The following is a 19,806-nucleotide window of genomic DNA, read 5'->3' on the forward strand; positions in this document are numbered from 1 at the left end:
CAGGATTTAGTATGTCTCTACGACACATCACGCCTTCGTCGCCTGCACACCGTATCGCTATCATCGGCAGCGGCCCCCGTGGTCTGTCTGTGCTGGAGCGCCTGGCCGCACTGATGCTCATGGACGCCCCGGTCAAACAAGTCATGGTCTATCTGATCGACAGCGCGCAAATGGGCTCCGGCCGGGTATGGCGCACCGATCAACCACGCCACTACGTGATGAATACCGTCGCCGAGGAGGTTTCGTCCTTCTCCGGGCCCTTGGACGACGGCCCGATCAGGCCGGGCGCCGGGCCGTCGCTGGCACAGTGGTGGAGCTCCGTGGACCCGGCCTACCCGGGGCCCAATGCCTATGCGCCGCGCGCGGTACATGGCGAGTACATGCAATTCGTCCTGTCGACCATCGAGGCCAGCTTCACGCCGAACATTTCGCTGCAGCGCGTACCGGCGGTGGTCGTCGATCTGCTCAACGAGGAAAACGTCCAAACCCTGGAGCTGGATAACGGGGCTTTTCTCCAGGTCGACAAGGTGGTCATCGCCACCGGGCACCCAACCCCCGAGTTGATCGGCTGGGAAAGGGAGCTGCAACAGTTCGCCCAGCAGACGACCGGGCTGGAGTTCTTTCGCGGCGACTCCGCAGCCGACATGCCGCTGTCGCGAATCCAGTCTGAGCAGCAGGTGGGGATCGTCGGCCTGGGCCTGGCGTTCCACGACATCGTCGCCGCCCTGACGGTCGGTCGTGGAGGTCGCTTCAGCGTTGTTGACGGTGTCACCACCTACATCCCGTCGCACCGTGAACCCAAGCTGTTCGCCGGCTCCCGCAGCGGCATGCTGATCCCCGCCAGGGGCCGCAACCAGAAAGGCCCGAACTTTCAATACCAACCGCTGTGCATCACCCGCGACAAGATCGACGCGCTGCAAAAACGCGGTCACATCGAGTTTGCTACCGAAGTGCTCCCGCTGTTGCTGGTGGAAATCAACATCGTCTACTTCGCCACCGCCATACGGGCCCAGGCGGGGCAGGCAGCCGAACAGCAGTTCAAGCATCGCGTGGCGCAACAGCAACTGTTCTCGTTGCCAGCCCTGGTCGCCGCGGCTGCCGATTTCGGCGTGAGCGACCTTCCGGTCCTGGAACTGGACCGACTGGCCAGGCCGTTCCGCGCCCAAGAGTTCCACAGCCCGGCAGACTTTGCCCTAGCCCTTGATCGGGTGCTGGAAGACGACTTGTGCAGCGCCCGCGAGGGCAACGTCGACAACCCGATGAAAGCCGCCCTGGATACCATTCGCGATACCCGCGCCCTGATCAGGAGCGTGGTGGATTTCGGCCGGCTGACTCCCCGCTCGCATCAAGAAGACTTCCTGCAGTACTACGCCCCTACCAGCCTGTTTCTCACCGCGGGGCCGCCCCTTTACCGCACCGAGCAAATCCGCGCCCTGATCGCTGCGGGGGTACTGACGCTAGTGGGACCTGAAACGGTCTATGGCATCGATACCCAGCACCGCAAGTTCAGCATCGAATCCCCTCGGGTCCGTCACTCCAGGCAATTGATCGATGTGGTCATCGACGGCCGAATCCCTTCGCCGGACTTGCTTCGAGACCCGTCACCGCTGACCAGAAACCTGGTGCGGCGCGGGTACTGGACCAACTACATCAACCAGGGAATCGACGAGGCCTTCGTCACCGGCGGCGTGGCCGTCACCCCCGGTCCTTATCACCCGATCGACCGCGCGGGCCAGCCCATCAAGGGGCTCTACGTCCTGGGCCTGCCTTCCGAGCACACCCGCTGGTTCATGCAGGCCGGCAGTAGCCGCCCGGGCTTCTGGACCGACTTTGCCCAGGATGCCCACTACGTGGCGTCCGATGCACTGCAGTTGGCCTACGCCCAAGCGCCTGTGGCAATCACTGAAGTGGCCTGATCGCCCCCCTCATTTAAAGGAATGAATGATGTCTGCAAACAAAGCACTGCTGGTCATGGACTTCATCAATGAAATTGTCCATCCCGAAGGGGTTTATGCCCGTGAAGGCTATTACCAACAGACCCAGGAACGTCGGGTGCTGGAAAAGGCCGCGTCGGCCCTGAACTACGCCCGCAGCAATCACCTGCCGATCATCTTTATCGTCGTCGGTTTCAACGCTCACTATGAAGGCTTCCCCCCGCACTCCCGAGTCTTCGCTCCCGCCAAGGAGCATGGCGTCTTGAAGTTGCAGACCTGGTCGACCCAGGTGCACGACGACCTGCGCCCCCGCGAGGACGAAATCGTGATCGCCAAGAGCCGGGTCAGCCCGTTCTATCAAACCAACCTGGAATTGATACTCCGCACCCAAGGTATTGAAGAGTTGGTTCTGACGGGGGTGTCGACCGAACACGTCATCCTCGCCACCACCCTCGACGGGCATGACAGGGACTTCAAGATCACCGTGCTCGAAGATGCCTGCGCGGCGGTGACCCAGGAGCGTCACCTGGCGGCGATAGAAAGAATCTCCCGCACAGCGAACATCAGCTCGACCTTCAGCTTCATCACCTCTTCTCTATAACAGGCGCACATCCATGAACCCGACAGTTTTCAATCTGCTGAATGTATCCAGCGAGCCGGATTCGATCCAATGGTCGACTCATCAACAACTGGGTCGCAGCGGCGCCAGCATTCACACGCTGTTCGAGTGCCAGGAGAGTGCCCAGCGCATTGCCCTGATCCGTTGCGAAGCCGGCGCCAGCGCCCAATCTCACCACCACCACGGCCATGAAACCTTTCTGATCCTCGACGGTGACTTTGAGGATGAAAACGGGATTTACCTCAAGGGCGACCTGGTGATTTACCCGCCAGGCAGCACCCACGCCTGGAAGTCCTCCAAGGGCGCGTTGATCTATGCCACCTGGGGAGGCGCCGTGACCGCGAAACCAGCGCCAGCCGCCGAGGCCGCCAAGCATGCCGCCTACGACAACAGCGTCTATGACGGTCGGCACTTGATCTGAAACCGTCGGCCATTTCTTTTGGGGTAAATCATGGGTTTCAAGCTTGACGCAAAGCTGCTTTTTCTAAGCAGCGATCCTTTGAAAGTGTCACGGCAGTTGGGGGGGCAAACACTGACCCTCGAGGAGGCACAGCCCCTGCGCGGTGACATTTCAACGGATGAAATAACGCCGATTCCGGTGCTGGCTTTCTTTGACCAGCGGCTGGGTTCATACCCTTATGTCGGCCTCAAGACGGGCCCGGTGCTGCCTATCGGCAAGGACGATGTCGCCTCCGGAGGCTTTACAGTGAGCGTGGCGGGCACCCGCTACGGCAAAGGTTCTTCCCGCGAGCACAGCCCGCTGGCGGAGAAAAAAGCCGGCATCCGCCTGGTCATTGCCGAAAGCTTCGAGCGCATCTACCGACAGAACGCCGACAACATCGGGCTGCTGACCTCCACCGACTTGTCCTTGGTGCCGCGCTTGCAGGCTGGAGAGGAGCTGGCGCTGGAGGAGCTGATCGGCAACAGGGATGCGCTGTCCACGGCCATTCTGCGCAGCGGCGGGCTGCTCAACTACGGGCGCGAACATTTGCGTCAGCAGCCGGACCAGCCCGCAGAAGCATCGCCGCAGCAGCCCACCGGGCCCCTGACTTTTGCCGAGAAGATCATTCATCGGCATTTGCTCAAGGCCCCCGGCGCCGAACGCGTCGAGCAGGGCGCCGGCATTCTGCTGAAGGCCGACTGGCGCTTTATCCACGAGTACTACACCGGGCTTTGCGCCCATTTGCTCCACGATGCCTTCGGCGAACGCTTCTCTGTGTACCAGCCGGAATCGATCCTGGCGTTTGAGGACCACTTGTCCTACAAGCACCGCAGCCCGGCGCACCTGCAACAGAGCCTGGTGGGCGAACTCGATGGCTTGTCTCAAGCCCATCGGGACTTCGTCGCCAAGCATCGACTCAGCGCCCACGGCTATCTGCCGGCCGAAGGCAGCGAGGGCATCTCCCACGCGATGATGGCCGAGCACTATGCCCTGCCCGGACAAGTCGTGGTCGGCACCGACTCCCATACCCCCCACAGCGGCGCACTCGGCTGCCTGGCGTTTGGCGTGGGCACCACCGACATGGCCAACGCCTTCATGACCGGCTCGGTCAGGACCGTGTATCCACAGGTGCTGCGCATTTCCCTGGTCGGCCGCTTGTCCGCCGGCGTGACCGCCAAGGACCTGGTGCTGGCCCTGCTGGCCGATAGCCGGATCAAAGCCGGCCACGGCGTCGGCAAGATCTTCGAATTCGGTGGCCCGGCCCTGGCGTTCCTGTCCACCGACGAACGCACCACCCTCACCAACATGACAGCGGAGCTGGGTGGTTTCAGCGGGATCGTCGTGCCCGATCAGGAGACCGTTCGTTTTCTCAAGGAGCGACGCCAGCTCGACTTCGTGCTCGAACCCTGGATGACCAGCGACCCCGAGGCGAAGTACGCCGACACGATCGTCCTCGACTGCGATCAGATCCTGCCGATGATTGCCGCTCCGGGCGACCCCGGCAACGGACAGCGCCTCACCGACCTGACCGAGCGGGTCAGGGTCGATATCGCCTATGGCGGTTCCTGCACCGCCGGCAAGCGCGATGACTTCGATCATTATTTCGAGGTGATCAACTGGGCGCTGGAGAACGACCTGCGGCTGCATCCCGAGGTCAAACTCTATTTGCAATTCGGCACCGTGGATGTTCGCGACTACTGCGAGGAGCAGGGTTACCTGCCGGCCTTCGAAACCTTTGGCGCGCAACTGCTGCAGCCGGCCTGCGGCGCCTGCGCCAACTGCGGCCCTGGTTCATCGACCCACCAGGAGCAGGTCACCGTCAGCGCCATCAACCGGAATTTTCCGGGGCGCTCCGGTCCAGGTCAGGTCTGGCTGGCCAGCCCGCCGACCGTGGTCGCCAGCGCCATTGCCGGTTACATCACCTCGTTCGGCGCCCTGCAAACCCGACACAGTGCCGCCACCTCGGCAGCCTCCAAGCCCGGCCAGCGCAATCCCGCGGACCGGCGACCGGCTCTGGTTCACTGAAAACGACAGGAGGCGGATTGATATCCGCCGTCCTTTCACCGCTGCGCGCACCAAGATCCTGCGGCGCCATCGTCAGCCGTTATGGCCAGCGCCCCAGGTCAGATAGCTCCCGAATGAGCCGCCGAAAAAATCTCAACTGATTACCGACTTTTCCTTATTACAAACTTGATCGAGATCAACGGCCGCCAACTGCCCAGCCCTAAAAATGACCGGAGGACATTGAACGCAACTACAGGCCCCCCTCCCATGAGTGAAGAATCCACCGCCCTGCCCGTGCCTCCCGCCCCAGCGCAAAACGCTCCGGCCACAACCAGCCCTGCCAGCACCAAGGCTGCTCCACGCAAAGCGGCTACGCCGCGCCCTCGCCGCCCACGCACAACCAAGACCGCCCCGGTGAAAGCCGCCGAAGCCGAAATCAACGCCATCAGCCAGAAGCCCATGGCCCTGCAAGTGGCCAGCGCGCCTCGCGGTTCCAATGAAGACAGCGTGTCCGCTGCGCTGCCGGGCAACTATCCGTATCGCAACCGCATGCGCCGCGCCGAGTACGAAAAGGCCAAGAACGAGCTGCAGATCGAGCTGCTCAAGGTGCAGAGCTGGGTCAAGGAAACCGGGCAGCGCATCGTGGTGCTGTTCGAAGGCCGTGATGCGGCCGGTAAAGGCGGCACCATCAAGCGCTTCATGGAACACCTCAACCCCCGTGGCGCGCGGATCGTGGCCCTGGAAAAGCCCTCGGAACAGGAAAAGGGCCAGTGGTACTTCCAGCGCTACATCCAGCATTTGCCCACCGCCGGGGAAATGGTCTTCTTCGACCGCTCCTGGTACAACCGCGCCGGGGTCGAACGCGTGATGGAGTTCTGCTCGCCCCTGCAATACCTGGAGTTCATGCGCCAGACCCCGGAGCTGGAACGCATGCTGTGCAACAGCGGCATCCTGATGTTCAAGTTCTGGTTCTCGGTGAACCGCGAAGAACAGTTGCGGCGCTTCATCTCACGCCGGGACGACCCGCTCAAGCACTGGAAGCTCTCCCCCATCGACATCAAGTCCCTGGACAAGTGGGACGAATACACCGCCGCCAAGCAGGCGATGTTCTTCCACACCGACACCGCCGATGCACCGTGGACGGTGATCAAGTCCGACGACAAGAAACGCGCGCGGATCAACTGCATCCGCCATTTCCTGCATGAGCTGGACTACCCGGGCAAGGACCTGAAAGTCGCCCACGCCCCAGACCCACTGCTGGTGGGCCGCGCCTCCCGGGGGCTGGAAGAAGATGAGCGCACCCAGGCCCAGGCGACGGCAGATGCCGGCGCTACAAAACTGGCCCTGTCGGCCTGACTGCCAGGTAAAAAAACTGCGCACAGACAGGCGGGTCTGGGCGCAGTCAAAGTTCAGCACCACGCTGAATCAGAACGCTGCATCAGATCGGAGCCTCAAGCGGCCTCGGTCACCGGCGTCACCTTTACCGGAGGTTTGATCGACCCGATGTACACGGCAAAGATCGTCAGCAACGCGCCAGCGATCTGCAGCGCCGAACTGGCCTTGCCGAGAAACGCCACGTCGACGAAGTAGGTGATCACCGGCTCCAGCAACAGGATCAATCCCGCCAGTCCGAGGCTGATGGCGCCGATGGAGCGGTTGACCAATAGCCAGCCCACGAACTGCACCATCACCCCATAGATGATCAGCATCACTAACGTCTGTCCGTCGACAATGGCCAGGCTTTCCCCCATGGCCAGGGCGTAGGCCAGCAGCACCAGCGCGGCCCACAGGCTCAGGTTGAGCATCTGTGCGATCTTGTCGCCACCGCCGTCAGGCAACTGCGTGTTGACCTTGAGGAAATACACACAGACGGCGTAAGCCAGGCCTGAGAGCACGCCATACACCACACCCTTGATGCCCAGAGCACTACTCATTTCCGGCAGCAGCAACAGATACAGTCCAACAAACGCCAGGGTGATGGAGATCAGGAAGTAGAGCGAAGGCTTCTCCTTGAGCAGATAAAGGCCCAGCAAGGTCATGAAGAACACCTGGCAGTTGGTCAGGATCGAGCCGATACCCGGGCCGACGATGTAGATGCTCTGGTGCCAGAGCACCAGGTCGATGGCCAGGAACACCCCGGCCAGGGCCGTGTAAGACCGTGCCTTGGCACTCTTGAGCAACACCGGGATGCGGCGCACCTTGAGCAACAGGAAAAACAGGATCGAGGCGAACAGCATGCGGTAGAACCCCGCCCCGCCCGCGCCGATGTGGGCAAAGGCCACCGCCAGGGCCGACAGGCTGAGCATCAGCCCCCCCAGAGTCAGTTCCACTACCGCTCTATTGCTCGACATAGATTCCCCCACCGTGATTGACCTTGTAGTTGCCCTGCACGCTGGACATTCAAGTTTCCTGCATCGCCAGTTTCAGCCACAGCAACACCGGAGGGTGCAGCAACACCGCATCGGCGTAGGGTTTCAGATCCCCCGGAATGGCGATGCCATAGCGCATGAAGCGCAACAGCACCGGCGCGAACATGGCATCCACCACCCCAAAGGTTCCGCACAGGAACGCCTCGGATTGGCTCCTGGCCCGCAACTGGCGCCAGATCGAAAACACCCGTTGGATCTCGGCCTCGGCTGCCTGGCTTAACACCTGGGCTGGCTCGCCGCGGTTGAGCCCGAACGGCAGTTGGGTACGCAACTCGGTGAAGCCGGCGTGCATTTCGGCGCACGCCGCGCGGGCCAGCGCCTTGAGCCCGGCATCCGCGGGCCATAGTTGGGCCTGGGGCCAGTGTTCCGCAACGTATTCACAGATCGCCAGGCTGTCGTTGATCGACAGGTCGTCCTGCAACAGCACCGGCACCTTGCCCGAGGCTGAATAGGCAAGGATTCGCTCGCCAGTCTGCGGCGCCTCCAACTTGATCTGGATGACCTCAAAAGGCACATCCGCAGTGACCAGGACCAACCAGGCCCGCAATGACCAGGAGGACTTCTTGTAGTCGCCGATCACCAGTTTCATCGCACTCATCGCGTCTAGCTCGCAGGGTTCAAGGAGTGCTAAATTTATCGGCCGGCAATCTCTGCGTATTGCACAAAACTGGACATGGAATGGATGCCCACCAGAACCAACCCCCACCAGGGGATTTCTCCCGCTTCTGGCGCATTCCGGAAGGTGACTGCGAACTGTTGGCAGCCCGCTACAGCAGGCAGTCGTTTGGCCGTCACAGCCATGACCGCTATGCCGTAGGCGTCATCAGCGGCGGCGTGGAAAAACTCTTCTATCGCGGCAGCCACCACCTGGCGACCCAGGGCTGCGTGGTCACCATCAGCCCCGGCGAAATCCACGACGGGGTCCAGGCCTGCGACCAGGGCTGGGTCTATCGCATGCTGTACATAGACCCGCAGTGGCTGAACCGGGCCATTCTCGGTCAGCGCTTCGCAGCGGATCACATTCACCTGTTTCGCGAAGTGCTGAGCGAAGATCCGGCCTTCGCCCGCTGGTTCCTGCGACAACACCAACGGATCGAACAAGCCGACTCCAGCCTTGAACGCGAAAGCATTCTGCTGGAACTGCTGGCGCAGTTATTCCAGAGAAACGGCGTGCGCCAGCCAGCTACTTATCGCCAGGAGCGCGAGGCGGTGAAACGCATCAGACAGCGCCTGGACGACGACTTCGAACAGAGTATCCGCCTGGAAGAACTGGCGGCCCTGGTGAACCTGGAGCCGCTGTACATGATCCGGGTGTTCAAGAACAGCCTGGGCATCTCGCCCCACAGCTATCAGATTCAACGCCGCATCGCCCGGGTCCAGCACCTGTTGCGCAGCGGCGCGAGTATCACCGAGGCCTCTTTTCACTGTGGCTTCTTCGATCAAAGCCACATGACCCGGGCCTTCAAGAAAGTCGTCGGCGTCACCCCCGGCAGCTTTCGCAATTGCCACGCCTGAATCGCGCCACCGCGCGCACCTGACCTGTGCCCCATCAAGGACCCGTTGCATGCCTACCATCCAGACCCCGGAACTCACTCAACTGCCTGCCGGCGCCGTCGCCTACCCCGACGCCCGTGAGCTGTTCGTCGCCGACCAGCAAGAGCTGGCCGAACACCTGCTGCCGCTGCTGTCCATAGACGCCAGCCTGATCAACCCCGAATGGTCCGGGCGCCTGCACCTGTTAAGCCCCATCGAACCTCACGAGGGGTTGGTGGGCGAGTTGACGGAACACTGCGGCTTTGGCAGCGAGCTGCTGAAAACCAACTGGATCGGCTTCAAGATCGAGCACGGTCGCTACCGCCTGTGCGGCGACCCGCGCTACTTCTTTCTGCACCCGGACAACGCCCAGCTGCCCGAACCACAGCGTAACTTGCGCAGCGAGCTGCAACGCCATTACGCCGAGCAGCATGCCGCCTACCAGACCGCGCGCCAGCGCTACCAGCAATTGGGCTACCTGACCTGGCCGGAAGATGACGAGCAGCGCCTGACCTTTATCGATGAGATCGGCGGTGTCGCCGAGGGTTACGGCAATTGGGTGGAAACCGTGGAGTTCCCCATGGATATCGTCGAGGCCACCGATGACAGCGGCGACATCGACGTCTGGCCTTTGAGCCCCGCGGGCCGGCGCTTCCAGCACGTACTCGGGGTTCCGGCTTACCACTATGGCATCAGCGGCGCCGACCTGATCGTGATGTTCTACGAGCCGGTGGAAGGCCTGGTGCTGTTCTGCTTCGACTGGTCCTGAGCCGCAACGGATTCAGTGAGCCCAGGCCGGGATCGGCCGGCCAGGGCGCTCGAAGGACTTCGCAAGGCCCTTCGGGCCTTGTCGCAGCCTGCGGCAGCGGCTACAGCGGCAATTCCACCCGCGCTTCCAACCCACCGCCTTCACGATTGAACAGGCGCAACTCGCCGCCATGCTCGCGAACGATGGCCCGCGCCGCCGACAGCCCCAGGCCCACGCCACCGGTGCTCTTGTTGCGCGAACTCTCCAGCCGGTAGAACGGCGCAAATACCTGCTCCAGCGCCTCGGGCGCAATTCCCGGGCCACGGTCCAGCACCCGCACCCGCAATTGATCAGCGCCCTGCTCCAGCACGATGGCCGGCTCGCCCCCGTACTTGATCGCGTTATCCAGCAGGTTGGTCATCACCCGCTTGAGCCCCAGGGGCCGGCCGCAATACACCAGGCGCGGCGGCCCGCTGAAAAGGATCTCCATGGACTGGTCGCGATAGTCGTCCACCAGGGTCTGCAGCAGCTCGGCCAGATCAAAATGGGTGGCCTGTTCCAGACGCGCATCGTCGCGAAAGAACTCCAGGGCCGAATTGATCATGGCCTGCATTTCGTCCACATCACGAAACAGGCGCTGCTGCTGATCGGCATCTTCGATGAACTCGCCGCGCAGGCGCATGCGAGTCAGCGGTGTGCGCAGGTCATGGGAGATGGCCGCGAGCATCTGCGTGCGGTCCTTGATGAAGTGCTGCAACTGCGCCTGCATGGCGTTGAAGGCGAGGATGGCCTGGCGGATTTCGTGGGGGCCCACCGGATCGATGGGCGGCGCGCGAAAGTCCACGGCAAAGCGCCGCGCCCCCTGGGCGAACTGCTGCAGCGGCTTGGCCAGCCGGCGCGTGGCGATCAAGGCCACAAGGCCAGTGGAGATCAGCACCAGGGCGATCACGATCAGGTTGCGCGTGCCCTCCTCCAGGCCCCAACTGCGCGACGCTGAGGAAAACATCACCCAACTCTGATCAGTCAGTTGCACCAGCAACGCGTAACGCCCATCCGGGCCCGGCCAGTCACTGGGCTGGTAGGCCTCGATATGTCGCTGGGGCGGTTGCAGCATGGCGCGGATACCTTCCGAGCCGACCCGATACTCCGGGTCGTCCAGCTCAGGCAGATCAAAGCCCTGGCGCGTTGGCTGCCAGCGAATACTCAGGTGGTCATTGCTGACCGCCGCCGCCAGTTGCGGGCGCTGGCCCGGTTCCGAGGCTTCGATCATGCGCACGATGGCCGCGGACTTTTCCAGCAACCCGGTTTCCGCCAGCGGTGGATAGGCCCAGACCCCGGCCAACTGCACGAACAGCGCATTGAACGCCAGGGCGGTGAGCATGGCCATGATGATGGTCAGGGCGATCCAGCGCGCCACGGTGTCGCGCAGTCGATAGCGCCACAGGGGCTTGATCAGCTTCACTGGCGGGTCACGCTGGGGGTGAACAGGTAACCGCCGTTGCGCACGGTGCGAATCATCGCCGGGCGCTTGGTGTCGAACTCCAGCTTGCGCCGCAGACGGCTGACCTGCACATCGATGCTGCGATCGAAGGCGTCATGGGCCTGGCCCCGGGCCAGGTCCAGCAACTGCTCGCGGGTGAGGATGCGCTGCGGGTGCTCGACAAACACCAGCAGCAGGTCGAACTCCCCCGCCGACAACGGAATCATCACCTGGTCCGGCGAGCGCAGCTCGCGGCGGGTCAGGTCCAGTTGCCAGTCGGCGAACTTGATCAAGGGCCGTGGCACCTCGCCGCTCACCGGCCGGCTCTCCCCAGCCCGGCGCAGCACCGCCCGCACCCGGGCCAGCAGCTCACGGGCATCGAAAGGCTTGCTCAGGTAATCGTCGGCACCCATCTCCAGGCCCACCACCCGGTCGCTCAACTCGCCCATGGCGGTGAGCATGATCACCGGCGTGGCGTGCTGCTGGCGCAGACGCTGGCACAGGGTCAGGCCGTTGTCGCCGGGGAGCATCAGATCGAGGATGATCAGGTCCGGCACCTCGCGCTCCAGCGCCGCCCACAGCGACGCACCATCGGTGGCCACGGCCACCTGATAGCCCTGTTGGACAAAGAATTTCTTCAGCAGCGCGAGGACTTCAATGTCGTCGTCCACGATCAAGAGACGGCTCACCAGCGGACATCACTTCAAGTCGGAGTAAGCGGTTATCTAAAACCATTCGCCGCCCGGCGTCATATATTTCAACGCAGTAACAAACCTTCAGCGGCGCAATAAAGCAGACATCTTTGCGCAAGGTTTGCCTGCCAGCATCGGCTTCCCCTTGCTGGAGAACCCTGACCATGCGCCTGATCAACCCCGCCCCGGCCCCTCTCGTCGCGCAGGATCTGCCCCTGCCGACCTCCGATCAACACGCCCTGATGCTGCTGCAACGGGTGACCAAACTCGCCGACGCCAGCCTGCATTGCCGCGAAGTCAGCCTGCGCCTGTCCGACGACCAGCACTACCTGGTGCTGACCCGCTACAGCGAGCACTACAGCCCCGAAGGCATGGAATGGGTGGAACGCAAGCACCGGGTGTCGGTGACCGAGCTGTTGCGCTGGGTGATCGAACAAGGCCAGCCGCAGAGCATTGAACGCGGCGAAGAGCACAAGGCCTCGGCCTGAGAAAATCACAGGCGGGGAGCAACTCACCTCCAGGCTCCCCTGCGCCTGCACAGACCTTTAAAGCTTCACCTCAACCCGCGCGCTGCCCTTCCCCGGCAGCCGGCCAGCTCCCCAGGCACAAATCATCGACAATCGCCTTGCCCATCTCGCTGAAGTAATGAGCGGCCCAGGCATAGCGGTCATCCCGCTCCAGCGCCGCGTCCCGAGCCAGATGCTTGGCGTGGAACAGCAATTGCGACACCTGCTCCAGGGCTTCGCGCAGCGGCACGTCTGGATGTAGGAGCGAGCTTGCTCGCGATGGACGTTAACGATGTGGCACTTACAAACGCTTTTATTGCGCCGCATAGGTGACTAAATTAGACACATGATCACTGACCTTCCCCCCTTGAACGCCGTCCGCGCCTTTGCCGCCGCCGCTCGCCACGAGAGTTTCAGCCGCGCTGCTGAAGAACTGCACGTGAGCCACAGCGCGATAAGCCGCCATATCAAACTGCTGGAAGAGCACCTGGGTGTGTTGCTGTTCGAACGGCGCATTCGCCAGTCGGTGCTGACCCCCGCCGGGCAAGCCTTCTATGAACAGGTCAGCGTGGCCCTGACTCAGATCGCCGCGGCCGCGGTGTCACTGCGCCGCGGCGCGGCCCTGCGCAAGGTGACTGTCAATGTGCGGCCGTCCTTCGCGGTGCGCTGGCTGATTCCGCGCTTGCCGCAGTTCATGGCGCTGTACCCGCAGATCCAGCCGGAAGTGGTGACCAGCACCCTGCTCCCCGACCCGGCCAAGGAAACCTTCGATCTGGTGATTCGTCGCGGGCGTTCGGGCTGGGCGCCATCGCTGCAGCCTCAGCGCTTGCTGGAGGATGAAATCCTGGTGGTGGCCGCGCCCTCGCTGTTGCAAAGCGCAGCGCTGAACAGCCCCAAGGATCTGGGACGCCATACCCTGCTGGTCAGTCGTACCCGCGCCAACGATTGGCAAAAATGGCTGGAGCACTGCGGTCTGAAGCCACTGCGCCAGCCACCGACCTTGCATTTCGACCATCTGCACTTCGTGCTCCAGGCCTGTGTCGACGGCCTGGGGCTGGCGCTGTGCCCGGCCTCGTTGCTGGCCAAGGATCTGAGCAGCGGCCGACTGGTCTGCCCGTTGCCGGAACTGCACCAGCCGCTGACCCGTTATTACTACGCGCTCGCCGCGGATGCCGCCCCCGAAGCCCAGGTGTTTATCGAGTGGATGCTGGCGCAGATTCAGCAGGACGCGGTGACTAATCGGACCCAGGTGCCCGCCCGGGCCAGCGGCGCCTGACACGCTTTGTAGAGCCTGTGCATGGATCTGATTTAGGCACATCAGCCGTGCAATTAAAGCGTTTGTCAGGCCGCCAACCGCGGAGCAGGCTGCGCCCCTTCAATGGCTCATTTCTGGAGTGCTCCATGGCAAGTTATGGACTGTTTTTACTGCTGGCCACCCTGACCATTCTCAGCCCCGGCCCTGGGGTGGTGCTGACCCTGTCCAACGCCCTGCGCCACGGCTGGAGCGGGGCACTGCCGGGTATTCTCGGTATCGCCCTGGGCGCCTTTGTGGTGGCGGGGATTTCCGCCAGCAGCCTGGGTCTGGTCCTGGCGGCCTCAACCACCGCCTTTACCCTGCTCAAGTACATCGGCGCCCTGTACTTGCTGTATCTGGGGGTGAAGATGTGGCGCACGCAGAGTTTCATTCCGCCACTCCAGGACACTAAAAGCCGCCCCGGACGGCGCTTTGTCGAGGCCCTGTCGATCCAGTTGCTCAACCCCAAGGCCGGTTTTTTCTTTCTCGCGGTGTTCCCGCAGTTCATCCAGCCGCAAGGCGATTACTACAGCCAGTTCTTTGTGCTGGTGGCGTCCTACAGCCTGTTGGTGATTGCGCTGCACAGCGGTTACGCGCTGATGGCCAACGGCGCCAGGGGCTGGCTGTCCAGTAGCCGAGGGGCCAGGATCGTCGGCAAACTGTCGGGGATGACCTTTCTCGGATTCGGTGTGATGCTGGCCAGCGCCCATAAATAATCGGATACAAAAGCCTTGACCCGGCGCCCGCAGCCGACGTTTCTTCGACATCGGCTGCGCTACCATTGCGCCCCCTTTGCTACCGCTAGAGACCCCGCAGCAGATGCCACTGACTAAGCCCGCCCCTGCCCTGCCCCCCGTTCTTGCCGGCCCGCTGCTGCGCCGCCTGGAGCCAACGCGGCTGGTGCTGTGGCTGGTGGGTTCAAGGGCGTTGCCGCTGACCCTGCGCCTGCAACCCACGGGCGGCCCGGCCCTGGAACGGCCCCTCGATCAGCAGCAATGCCAGGTCATCCCCGTCGGGCGCCAGGCCTTTATCCATCTGATCGATGTGCCCCTGGACGACGCCCTGCCCCAGGACGTGACGATTGCCTATGACCTCTTGATCAACGACGCCGAGGACGGCGCCCGATCCATTGCCGACTGGGCGCCGCACCTGCTGTATGGCGATGCCAGGACTCCGGAGTTCGTGCTCCACAGCCGCATCGACAACCTGCTCCACGGCTCCTGCCGCAAGCCCCATCACCCGTCCACTGATGGCCTGCTCTGCGTCGACCGCCTGCTGGCGCAACAGCCCGAGCCCGCACAGCGCCCCGCCTTGTTGATGATGAGCGGCGATCAGGTGTACGCCGACGATGTGGCCGGGCCCATGTTGCGGGCAGTTCACGCCCTGATCGAACGCCTCGGGCTGTTCGATGAAGAGTTGGAGGGCGCGGTGGTGGCCGACAGCCAGGCGCTGTACCGCCATGACGCCAGCTACTACCGACGAGCCGAGTTGCTCCCGGCGCTGAAGAGCAATGAAACCCTGCGCGAGCGGTTTTTCGGCGGGGTGAAAAAGCCGATCTTCACCAGCAGCAATGCCGACAACCACCTGGTGACCTTCGCCGAGGTGCTGGCCATGTACCTGCTGGTGTGGTCACCGGTGCCCTGGACCCTGATCGCGCCGCAGCCGCCGCAACTGACGCCGGAACAGCAAACGCGCTACACCCGGGAACAGCAGCGCATCGATGATTTTGTCCAGGGGCTGAAGGGTGCCGCGCGGGTCTTCGCCCACCTGTCGTGCCTGATGATCTTCGACGACCACGACATCACCGACGACTGGAACCTCAGCGCCCAGTGGGAAGAAACCGCCTACGGTCATCCCTTCTCCAAACGCATCATCGGCAACGCGCTGCTGGCTTACATGCTGTGCCAGGGCTGGGGCAACAACCCGGACGCCTTCACCCAACTGCTGGACCACACCCGCGCCTTGAGCGCCACGCCTCAAGGCCCAGAACACCTATTGCAACGTCAGGCCCAGGACGCTTTGATCGACCAGTTGCTGCGCTTTGCACAGTGGCAGTACGTCTTGCCCAGCACCCCGGCCCTGGTGGTGCTGGACACCCGCACCCGGCGCTGGCGCAGCGAGTCCAACCTGGGCCAGCCCTCGGGCCTGCTGGACTGGGAGGCCCTGTGCGAACTGCAACATGAACTGCTGGATCACCCCTCGGCGATCATCGTTTCACCGGCGCCGATCTTCGGCGTCAAGCTGATCGAGACGGTGCAGAAAGTCTTCAGCTGGTGCGGTTACCCGCTGCTGGTGGACGCGGAAAACTGGATGGCCCATCGCGGTTCGGCCCAAGTGATCCTGAACATCTTCCGCCACTCGCGAACCCCGGGCAGCTACGTGATTCTCTCCGGCGATGTGCATTATTCCTTCGTCTACGAAGTGCTGATCCGTCACCGCCAGGGCGGCCCGCGCATCTGGCAGATCACCAGCAGCGGCATCAAGAACGAATTCCCCGACACCCTGCTGGAATGGTTCGACCGCCTCAACCGCTGGCTCTACTCGCCGCGCTCGCCGTTGAACTGGTTCACCAAGCGCCGGCGGATGAAGGTGATACCCCACGTGCCCGAGCATGCCGAAGCCGGGGAGCGGCTGTGGAATTCGTCGGGGATCGGCCAGGTGTTTTTCAATCAGCAGGGCCAGCCGGTGACCATCCTCCAGCACAATGCCAATGGCGCGGCGCCGACACGGATGATTGCGCCGAGATAGAATCCGCCAGCGCGCCAGGCAGATCCCCGAAAGCCCAAGGAAGGAGCACCGCGTGTCATCAGACATCACCCCGAAGCAGCGGGACGATATTCGCTACGTGTTATCGGACGCCTTTGTCGATAACGAGGTGGACTACGCCTACATCGCCCGCGAAACCCAGGCCTATGACCGGGCCGAGGTGGAGCGCATTCTCTACGAAGAGGTGGCGCCGGTGTGCTACATCAACCTGATGGCAGTGATCCCGGAAATCTGGATGGGCTTTGCTCGCGAGCCCTTGCTGGAGGAGATCGAGGCAAGCCTGGCGCTTCGGCGCAGCAACCGCTGGCAGGCGTTTCGCGTGCGCTTGTTCATCCGTTGGATCCGCTTTCGCGGGGCCTACATCTGGGAGGAAATCTGCAAGCACTATGCGCCCTAGGTTCGAGCCCTAACGCGCATCAGCACTGCAGTAATCGGTAGGCCGCAGTGCCACCCGTTCCGGCAGCATCTCGCCCTGATCGTCGATCTTGCGCAGCATCGCTGTGCACATCTGGTCCTGGAGAAAGACCATCTGATAGGTCGCACCGGCCTCGGGCACGAAGGTCACGCTTTGTTCGCAGACAAAGCGGTAGTCCTTATCCATCCCGGGCTCGGTGTTGTAGAACATGAAGGCGAACGGACGATTGGCCGGGATCTTCAGCTCGTTGGCGCCAAAGCCTTCCTGACGGCGCATGCGGTCGGTGGCGGCTGTCATGGGAATGCCCAGGTTGCGGAAGTTGGGATGGGCAATACCACGATGGGGGCGAACCATCAGCCCCGAGCTCGGTTTGCGCCAGTCGATGCAATCGCTGTAGGGCACGCCACGCACCAGCCCCTGGGCGACGATGCGGATCAGCGCGGTTTCACCGGCATCGGCCGGCACCCGGTAGCTCACGGTGGTGGCTTTGAGGGTGGAGACAAAGGTACAGCCGCCGAGCCCCAGTGACAGGCTCAGCAACAGGATCGAATGCAGCCGCATGATTCATCCTTGATGGGACCGCCAGCGAAGGCTGAGGCAAAGGATGGCGATCTTACCTCGGCGCCAGGGAGCATCGGCAGATTTTTCTGCGGGGCCTGTAGCCGCAGCTCAAGGCGGCGGCTACAGGGTCAAGCCCTCAGTAACGAGCGTCCACCGGACGGCCACCGTTGGGCCAGTCCTTGACCTTGTCCGGGAAGTCCGGCCGCGGTTGGTGGGAGAAGTACTCGGCCACGTCCAGGGCTTCCTGATCCGAGAGGCCGCCCTGGCCCAGGGGGAATTTCTCGTGGAAGCCAATCGGCATGTTGCGTTTGACGAAGGCCGCTGCGGTGTAGGTGCGGGCCATGCCGGCGCCGATGTTGAAGGATTGATCGCCCCACAACGGCGGGAAGATCAGGCTGCCGTCGGCCCGTTTCAGACCTTCGCCGTCGGCGCCGTGGCACACCGCGCATTGCTTGGCATAGACCTGCTTGCCATTGTCGGCGTTAGGCTTGAGGGCCGGGTCGATCTTGCCCACGCCGCGCCCGGCCACCTTGTCTTCGGGACGAGTGTTCATCTTCATCCACTCGAAGTAGGCCACCATGGCTTGCATGTCGGCGCCGTTCACCGGCAGCGGCTTGCCGTGCATGGAACGGCGGAAGCAGCCGTTGATGCGCTCTTCCAGGGTGATGGTCTTGCCCGCCCGCGGCGCGTAGCCGGGGAAGAACGCCGAGACACCGACAAAAGGTGAACCGTCAGCCACGGTGCCGGCGTTGAGGTGGCAACTGGTGCAGTTCAGCGAGTTGCCGACGTTGTCCGGCAACAGGGCTTTGGTTTCCAGGTGCAGGCGCATGCCACGCACCACTTGCTCGGCATTCGGCGCCGCCAGCAGGTTGGCCAGGCGCGGGGTTTCGAACAGGGTGCTTTCCACTTGCGGGCTCAGTTGCGCACGCATCTTTTTCACTTGCTCGGCGCTGATGGCCGAACCGTTGTTGCCCCAACTGCTGCGGATAAAACTGAGGATCTCGGCGATCTCGCCGTCCGCCAGCTGAGCAAAACCAGGCATGGTGTAGACCCGCGGATGAGCCGCGGTCTGCGCGGTCTGCCAGCCGGTCAGGGTGATGTGCAGCAGGGAGGTCGGGTTGGCCGAAGCGACGCTGGGGTTGCCCGCCAGGGACGGGAACATCTGCGGCACGCCGGCGCCGTCCTGGCGGTGGCAGTCGGAACAGAATTGCGCGTAACCCAGGCCGCCACGGGAGGTGAACAGGTTGTTCGGCGGGGCCGCCGGGGTCAGGGCCACCGAAGGCATGGGCAGGTCATCCTTGCCGGCCGGCAGGGACTTGAGGTACGCGGCGATGGCGGTCAGGTCGGCGTCGGTGAAGTGCTGGGTGCTGTGGTGGATCACGTCGGCCATGTTGCCGGACACCGTGGCGAAGCGGTTCTGCCCGGTCTTGAGCAGTTGCACCGTGTCTTCCACGGTCCACAGGTTGCGCAGGCTCAGGGCCCGCCACTCTTCCACCGTCTCGCCGGCCAGGTAGTGCTGGCCGCCGGACTCGGTGTCGCTCATGGCCTTCTCCTGGAAGGCAATGCCCCGTGGCGTATGGCAGGAACCGCAGTGACCCAACCCCTGGACCAGGTAGGCGCCGCGATTGAGCTGCTCGTCCTTGGCTGGATCGGGCTTGAACGGCTGCTTGTCGACGAAGGCCAGGTTCCAGAACCACAGGCCCCAGCGCTGGTTGAAGGGGAAGCCCATGTCGGCTTCCAGGTTGCCCTGGGCCACCGGTTCCACGCCGTGCATCAGGTAGGCGTAGAGCGCGCGCATGTCCTCTTCGGTCATCTTGGCGTAGGACGGATAGGGCATGGCCGGGTAAAGATGGCTGCCGTCAGGGGTGACGCCTTCGCGCATGGCGCGATCGAACTCTTCAAAACTGTAGCGGCCGATACCGGTGTTTTTATCCGGGGTGATGTTGCTGGAGTAGATGGTGCCCATGGGCGTCTTCAGCTCCAGGCCACCGGCCATGGTGGCCCCGCCCTTGGCGGTGTGACAGGCGATGCAGTCACCCAGCTGGGCCACGTACAGGCCACGCTGGATCAGCTCGGAGTCGGGTGGGGTAACCGCCGTTGCCGGGGTCGGCTCACTGGCTTGCAGAGGGGGTACGCAGAGCAACGCAGCGCCTAGCAGGCACAGGCGCGACAGAGAAAAAGCCATCAGGTTATTCCTTTAAAATCCGCCTGGGGTGGTCCCCTCGGCCGATATCCACAAAGGTTTTTATTGGTTATCCCGACCTTCACGGTGCAGGTCAGGGGCTCGATACCTCGTGAGTCCGAGCCTGGTGCCCTTGTATAGGATTTTTCTGAAAGCCCTGTTGATATGGATCATGGCGCCCTAGGCAATGTCCTGTATGCC

General features: G+C 63.0%; 19 protein-coding genes. 12 read left to right on the forward strand and 7 right to left on the reverse strand.

Going from position 1 to position 19,806, the window contains the following annotated elements:
* Positions 1-11: 11 nt before the first annotated feature.
* From PFZ56_RS29825 to ppk2, 5 genes are all read left to right on the forward strand, one after another.
* Entirely contained in the window at positions 12-1,916 is a 1,905-nt protein-coding gene (locus PFZ56_RS29825; protein ID WP_170001458.1) for an FAD/NAD(P)-binding protein, read from the forward strand.
* Positions 1,917-1,944: 28 nt separating this feature from the next.
* Positions 1,945-2,535, forward strand: a complete 591-nt coding sequence (locus tag PFZ56_RS29830; protein ID WP_162884085.1) for a cysteine hydrolase family protein — start codon at positions 1,945-1,947, stop codon at positions 2,533-2,535.
* 13 nt (positions 2,536-2,548) lie between these two features.
* Entirely contained in the window at positions 2,549-2,974 is a 426-nt protein-coding gene (locus tag PFZ56_RS29835) for a cupin domain-containing protein (RefSeq protein ID WP_102860381.1), read from the forward strand.
* An 84-nt stretch (positions 2,975-3,058) separates the two neighbouring features.
* The gene (locus PFZ56_RS29840) at positions 3,059-5,020 is read left to right on the forward strand and encodes an aconitase family protein (protein WP_346010517.1); all 1,962 of its coding nucleotides are present in this window, start codon (positions 3,059-3,061) and stop codon (positions 5,018-5,020) included.
* A gap of 438 nt (positions 5,021-5,458) precedes the next feature.
* Positions 5,459-6,355, forward strand: coding sequence for a polyphosphate kinase 2 (gene ppk2 / locus PFZ56_RS29845; RefSeq protein ID WP_170001532.1), 897 nt, complete (start codon positions 5,459-5,461; stop codon positions 6,353-6,355).
* A 95-nt stretch (positions 6,356-6,450) separates the two neighbouring features.
* On the opposite strand, the gene PFZ56_RS29850 is transcribed toward ppk2, so the two are convergent.
* Together PFZ56_RS29850 and PFZ56_RS29855 are read right to left on the reverse strand one after the other, a co-directional pair.
* Positions 6,451-7,350 carry a DMT family transporter gene (locus tag PFZ56_RS29850; RefSeq protein WP_170001460.1) on the reverse strand — a complete coding sequence of 300 codons (900 nt, stop codon included), beginning with the start codon at positions 7,348-7,350 and terminating at the stop codon, positions 6,451-6,453.
* Positions 7,351-7,399: 49 nt separating this feature from the next.
* The gene (locus PFZ56_RS29855; protein WP_170001461.1) at positions 7,400-8,026 is read right to left on the reverse strand and encodes a glutathione S-transferase family protein; all 627 of its coding nucleotides are present in this window, start codon (positions 8,024-8,026) and stop codon (positions 7,400-7,402) included.
* A gap of 80 nt (positions 8,027-8,106) precedes the next feature.
* On the opposite strand from PFZ56_RS29855, the gene PFZ56_RS29860 reads away from it, so the two are divergent.
* Positions 8,107-8,943: an AraC family transcriptional regulator gene (locus tag PFZ56_RS29860; RefSeq protein ID WP_170001462.1), complete on the forward strand. Its 837-nt coding sequence runs from the start codon at positions 8,107-8,109 to the stop codon at positions 8,941-8,943.
* Between the two features lie 49 nt (positions 8,944-8,992).
* The gene (locus PFZ56_RS29865) at positions 8,993-9,730 is read left to right on the forward strand and encodes a hypothetical protein (RefSeq protein ID WP_170001463.1); all 738 of its coding nucleotides are present in this window, start codon (positions 8,993-8,995) and stop codon (positions 9,728-9,730) included.
* A 100-nt stretch (positions 9,731-9,830) separates the two neighbouring features.
* On the opposite strand, the gene PFZ56_RS29870 is transcribed toward PFZ56_RS29865, so the two are convergent.
* On the reverse strand, positions 9,831-11,171 hold the full coding sequence (locus tag PFZ56_RS29870; RefSeq protein WP_346010516.1) for an ATP-binding protein: 1,341 nt from the start codon (positions 11,169-11,171) through the stop codon (positions 9,831-9,833).
* Complete coding sequence (locus PFZ56_RS29875; RefSeq protein ID WP_047305971.1) at positions 11,168-11,878, reverse strand: response regulator; 711 nt, start codon at positions 11,876-11,878, stop codon at positions 11,168-11,170. Before PFZ56_RS29875 ends, PFZ56_RS29870 begins: the two co-directional genes overlap by 4 nt.
* A gap of 167 nt (positions 11,879-12,045) precedes the next feature.
* Here PFZ56_RS29875 and PFZ56_RS29880 point away from each other — a divergent pair, with 167 nt between their 5' ends.
* On the forward strand, positions 12,046-12,369 hold the full coding sequence (locus PFZ56_RS29880; RefSeq protein WP_016968355.1) for a hypothetical protein: 324 nt from the start codon (positions 12,046-12,048) through the stop codon (positions 12,367-12,369).
* A gap of 70 nt (positions 12,370-12,439) precedes the next feature.
* On the opposite strand, the gene PFZ56_RS29885 is transcribed toward PFZ56_RS29880, so the two are convergent.
* Positions 12,440-12,637: a DUF3077 domain-containing protein gene (locus tag PFZ56_RS29885; protein WP_170001464.1), complete on the reverse strand. Its 198-nt coding sequence runs from the start codon at positions 12,635-12,637 to the stop codon at positions 12,440-12,442.
* A 96-nt stretch (positions 12,638-12,733) separates the two neighbouring features.
* On the opposite strand from PFZ56_RS29885, the gene gcvA reads away from it, so the two are divergent.
* The 4 genes from gcvA to PFZ56_RS29905 all read left to right on the forward strand — a co-directional run bounded on the left by gcvA (position 12,734) and on the right by PFZ56_RS29905 (position 16,844).
* Positions 12,734-13,663 (forward strand): transcriptional regulator GcvA, encoded by a 930-nt coding sequence (gcvA, locus tag PFZ56_RS29890; RefSeq protein WP_170001465.1) that lies wholly within the window; start codon positions 12,734-12,736, stop codon positions 13,661-13,663.
* A gap of 125 nt (positions 13,664-13,788) precedes the next feature.
* Complete coding sequence (locus PFZ56_RS29895) at positions 13,789-14,397, forward strand: LysE family translocator (RefSeq protein WP_110596399.1); 609 nt, start codon at positions 13,789-13,791, stop codon at positions 14,395-14,397.
* 103 nt (positions 14,398-14,500) lie between these two features.
* The gene (locus PFZ56_RS29900; RefSeq protein WP_170001466.1) at positions 14,501-16,429 is read left to right on the forward strand and encodes an alkaline phosphatase D family protein; all 1,929 of its coding nucleotides are present in this window, start codon (positions 14,501-14,503) and stop codon (positions 16,427-16,429) included.
* Positions 16,416-16,844, forward strand: coding sequence for a hypothetical protein (locus PFZ56_RS29905; RefSeq protein ID WP_394304567.1), 429 nt, complete (start codon positions 16,416-16,418; stop codon positions 16,842-16,844). Before PFZ56_RS29900 ends, PFZ56_RS29905 begins: the two co-directional genes overlap by 14 nt.
* 9 nt (positions 16,845-16,853) lie before the next feature.
* Here PFZ56_RS29905 and PFZ56_RS29910 read toward each other — a convergent pair whose 3' ends face one another.
* Both PFZ56_RS29910 and PFZ56_RS29915 read right to left on the reverse strand, forming a co-directional pair.
* Positions 16,854-17,423 (reverse strand): hypothetical protein, encoded by a 570-nt coding sequence (locus PFZ56_RS29910; RefSeq protein ID WP_170001468.1) that lies wholly within the window; start codon positions 17,421-17,423, stop codon positions 16,854-16,856.
* 136 nt (positions 17,424-17,559) lie between these two features.
* Entirely contained in the window at positions 17,560-19,608 is a 2,049-nt protein-coding gene (locus PFZ56_RS29915) for a c-type cytochrome (protein ID WP_110596396.1), read from the reverse strand.
* Positions 19,609-19,806: the final 198 nt, after the last annotated feature.

The sequence above is a fragment of the Pseudomonas danubii genome (assembly GCF_042980055.1).
GTDB classification, from domain to species: domain Bacteria; phylum Pseudomonadota; class Gammaproteobacteria; order Pseudomonadales; family Pseudomonadaceae; genus Aquipseudomonas; species Aquipseudomonas danubii.

Coding starts and splice junctions, on each gene's coding strand:
- PFZ56_RS29825 (WP_170001458.1), top strand. CDS start 12: ATGTCTCTACGACACATCACGCCTTCGTCGCCTGCACACCGTATCGCT.
- PFZ56_RS29830 (WP_162884085.1), top strand. CDS start 1,945: ATGTCTGCAAACAAAGCACTGCTGGTCATGGACTTCATCAATGAAATT.
- PFZ56_RS29835 (WP_102860381.1), top strand. CDS start 2,549: ATGAACCCGACAGTTTTCAATCTGCTGAATGTATCCAGCGAGCCGGAT.
- ppk2 (WP_170001532.1), top strand. CDS start 5,459: ATGGCCCTGCAAGTGGCCAGCGCGCCTCGCGGTTCCAATGAAGACAGC.
- PFZ56_RS29850 (WP_170001460.1), bottom strand. CDS start 7,350: ATGTCGAGCAATAGAGCGGTAGTGGAACTGACTCTGGGGGGGCTGATG.
- PFZ56_RS29855 (WP_170001461.1), bottom strand. CDS start 8,026: ATGAGTGCGATGAAACTGGTGATCGGCGACTACAAGAAGTCCTCCTGG.
- PFZ56_RS29860 (WP_170001462.1), top strand. CDS start 8,107: ATGGATGCCCACCAGAACCAACCCCCACCAGGGGATTTCTCCCGCTTC.
- PFZ56_RS29865 (WP_170001463.1), top strand. CDS start 8,993: ATGCCTACCATCCAGACCCCGGAACTCACTCAACTGCCTGCCGGCGCC.
- PFZ56_RS29880 (WP_016968355.1), top strand. CDS start 12,046: ATGCGCCTGATCAACCCCGCCCCGGCCCCTCTCGTCGCGCAGGATCTG.
- gcvA (WP_170001465.1), top strand. CDS start 12,734: ATGATCACTGACCTTCCCCCCTTGAACGCCGTCCGCGCCTTTGCCGCC.
- PFZ56_RS29895 (WP_110596399.1), top strand. CDS start 13,789: ATGGCAAGTTATGGACTGTTTTTACTGCTGGCCACCCTGACCATTCTC.
- PFZ56_RS29900 (WP_170001466.1), top strand. CDS start 14,501: ATGCCACTGACTAAGCCCGCCCCTGCCCTGCCCCCCGTTCTTGCCGGC.
- PFZ56_RS29910 (WP_170001468.1), bottom strand. CDS start 17,423: ATGCGGCTGCATTCGATCCTGTTGCTGAGCCTGTCACTGGGGCTCGGC.
- PFZ56_RS29915 (WP_110596396.1), bottom strand. CDS start 19,608: ATGGCTTTTTCTCTGTCGCGCCTGTGCCTGCTAGGCGCTGCGTTGCTC.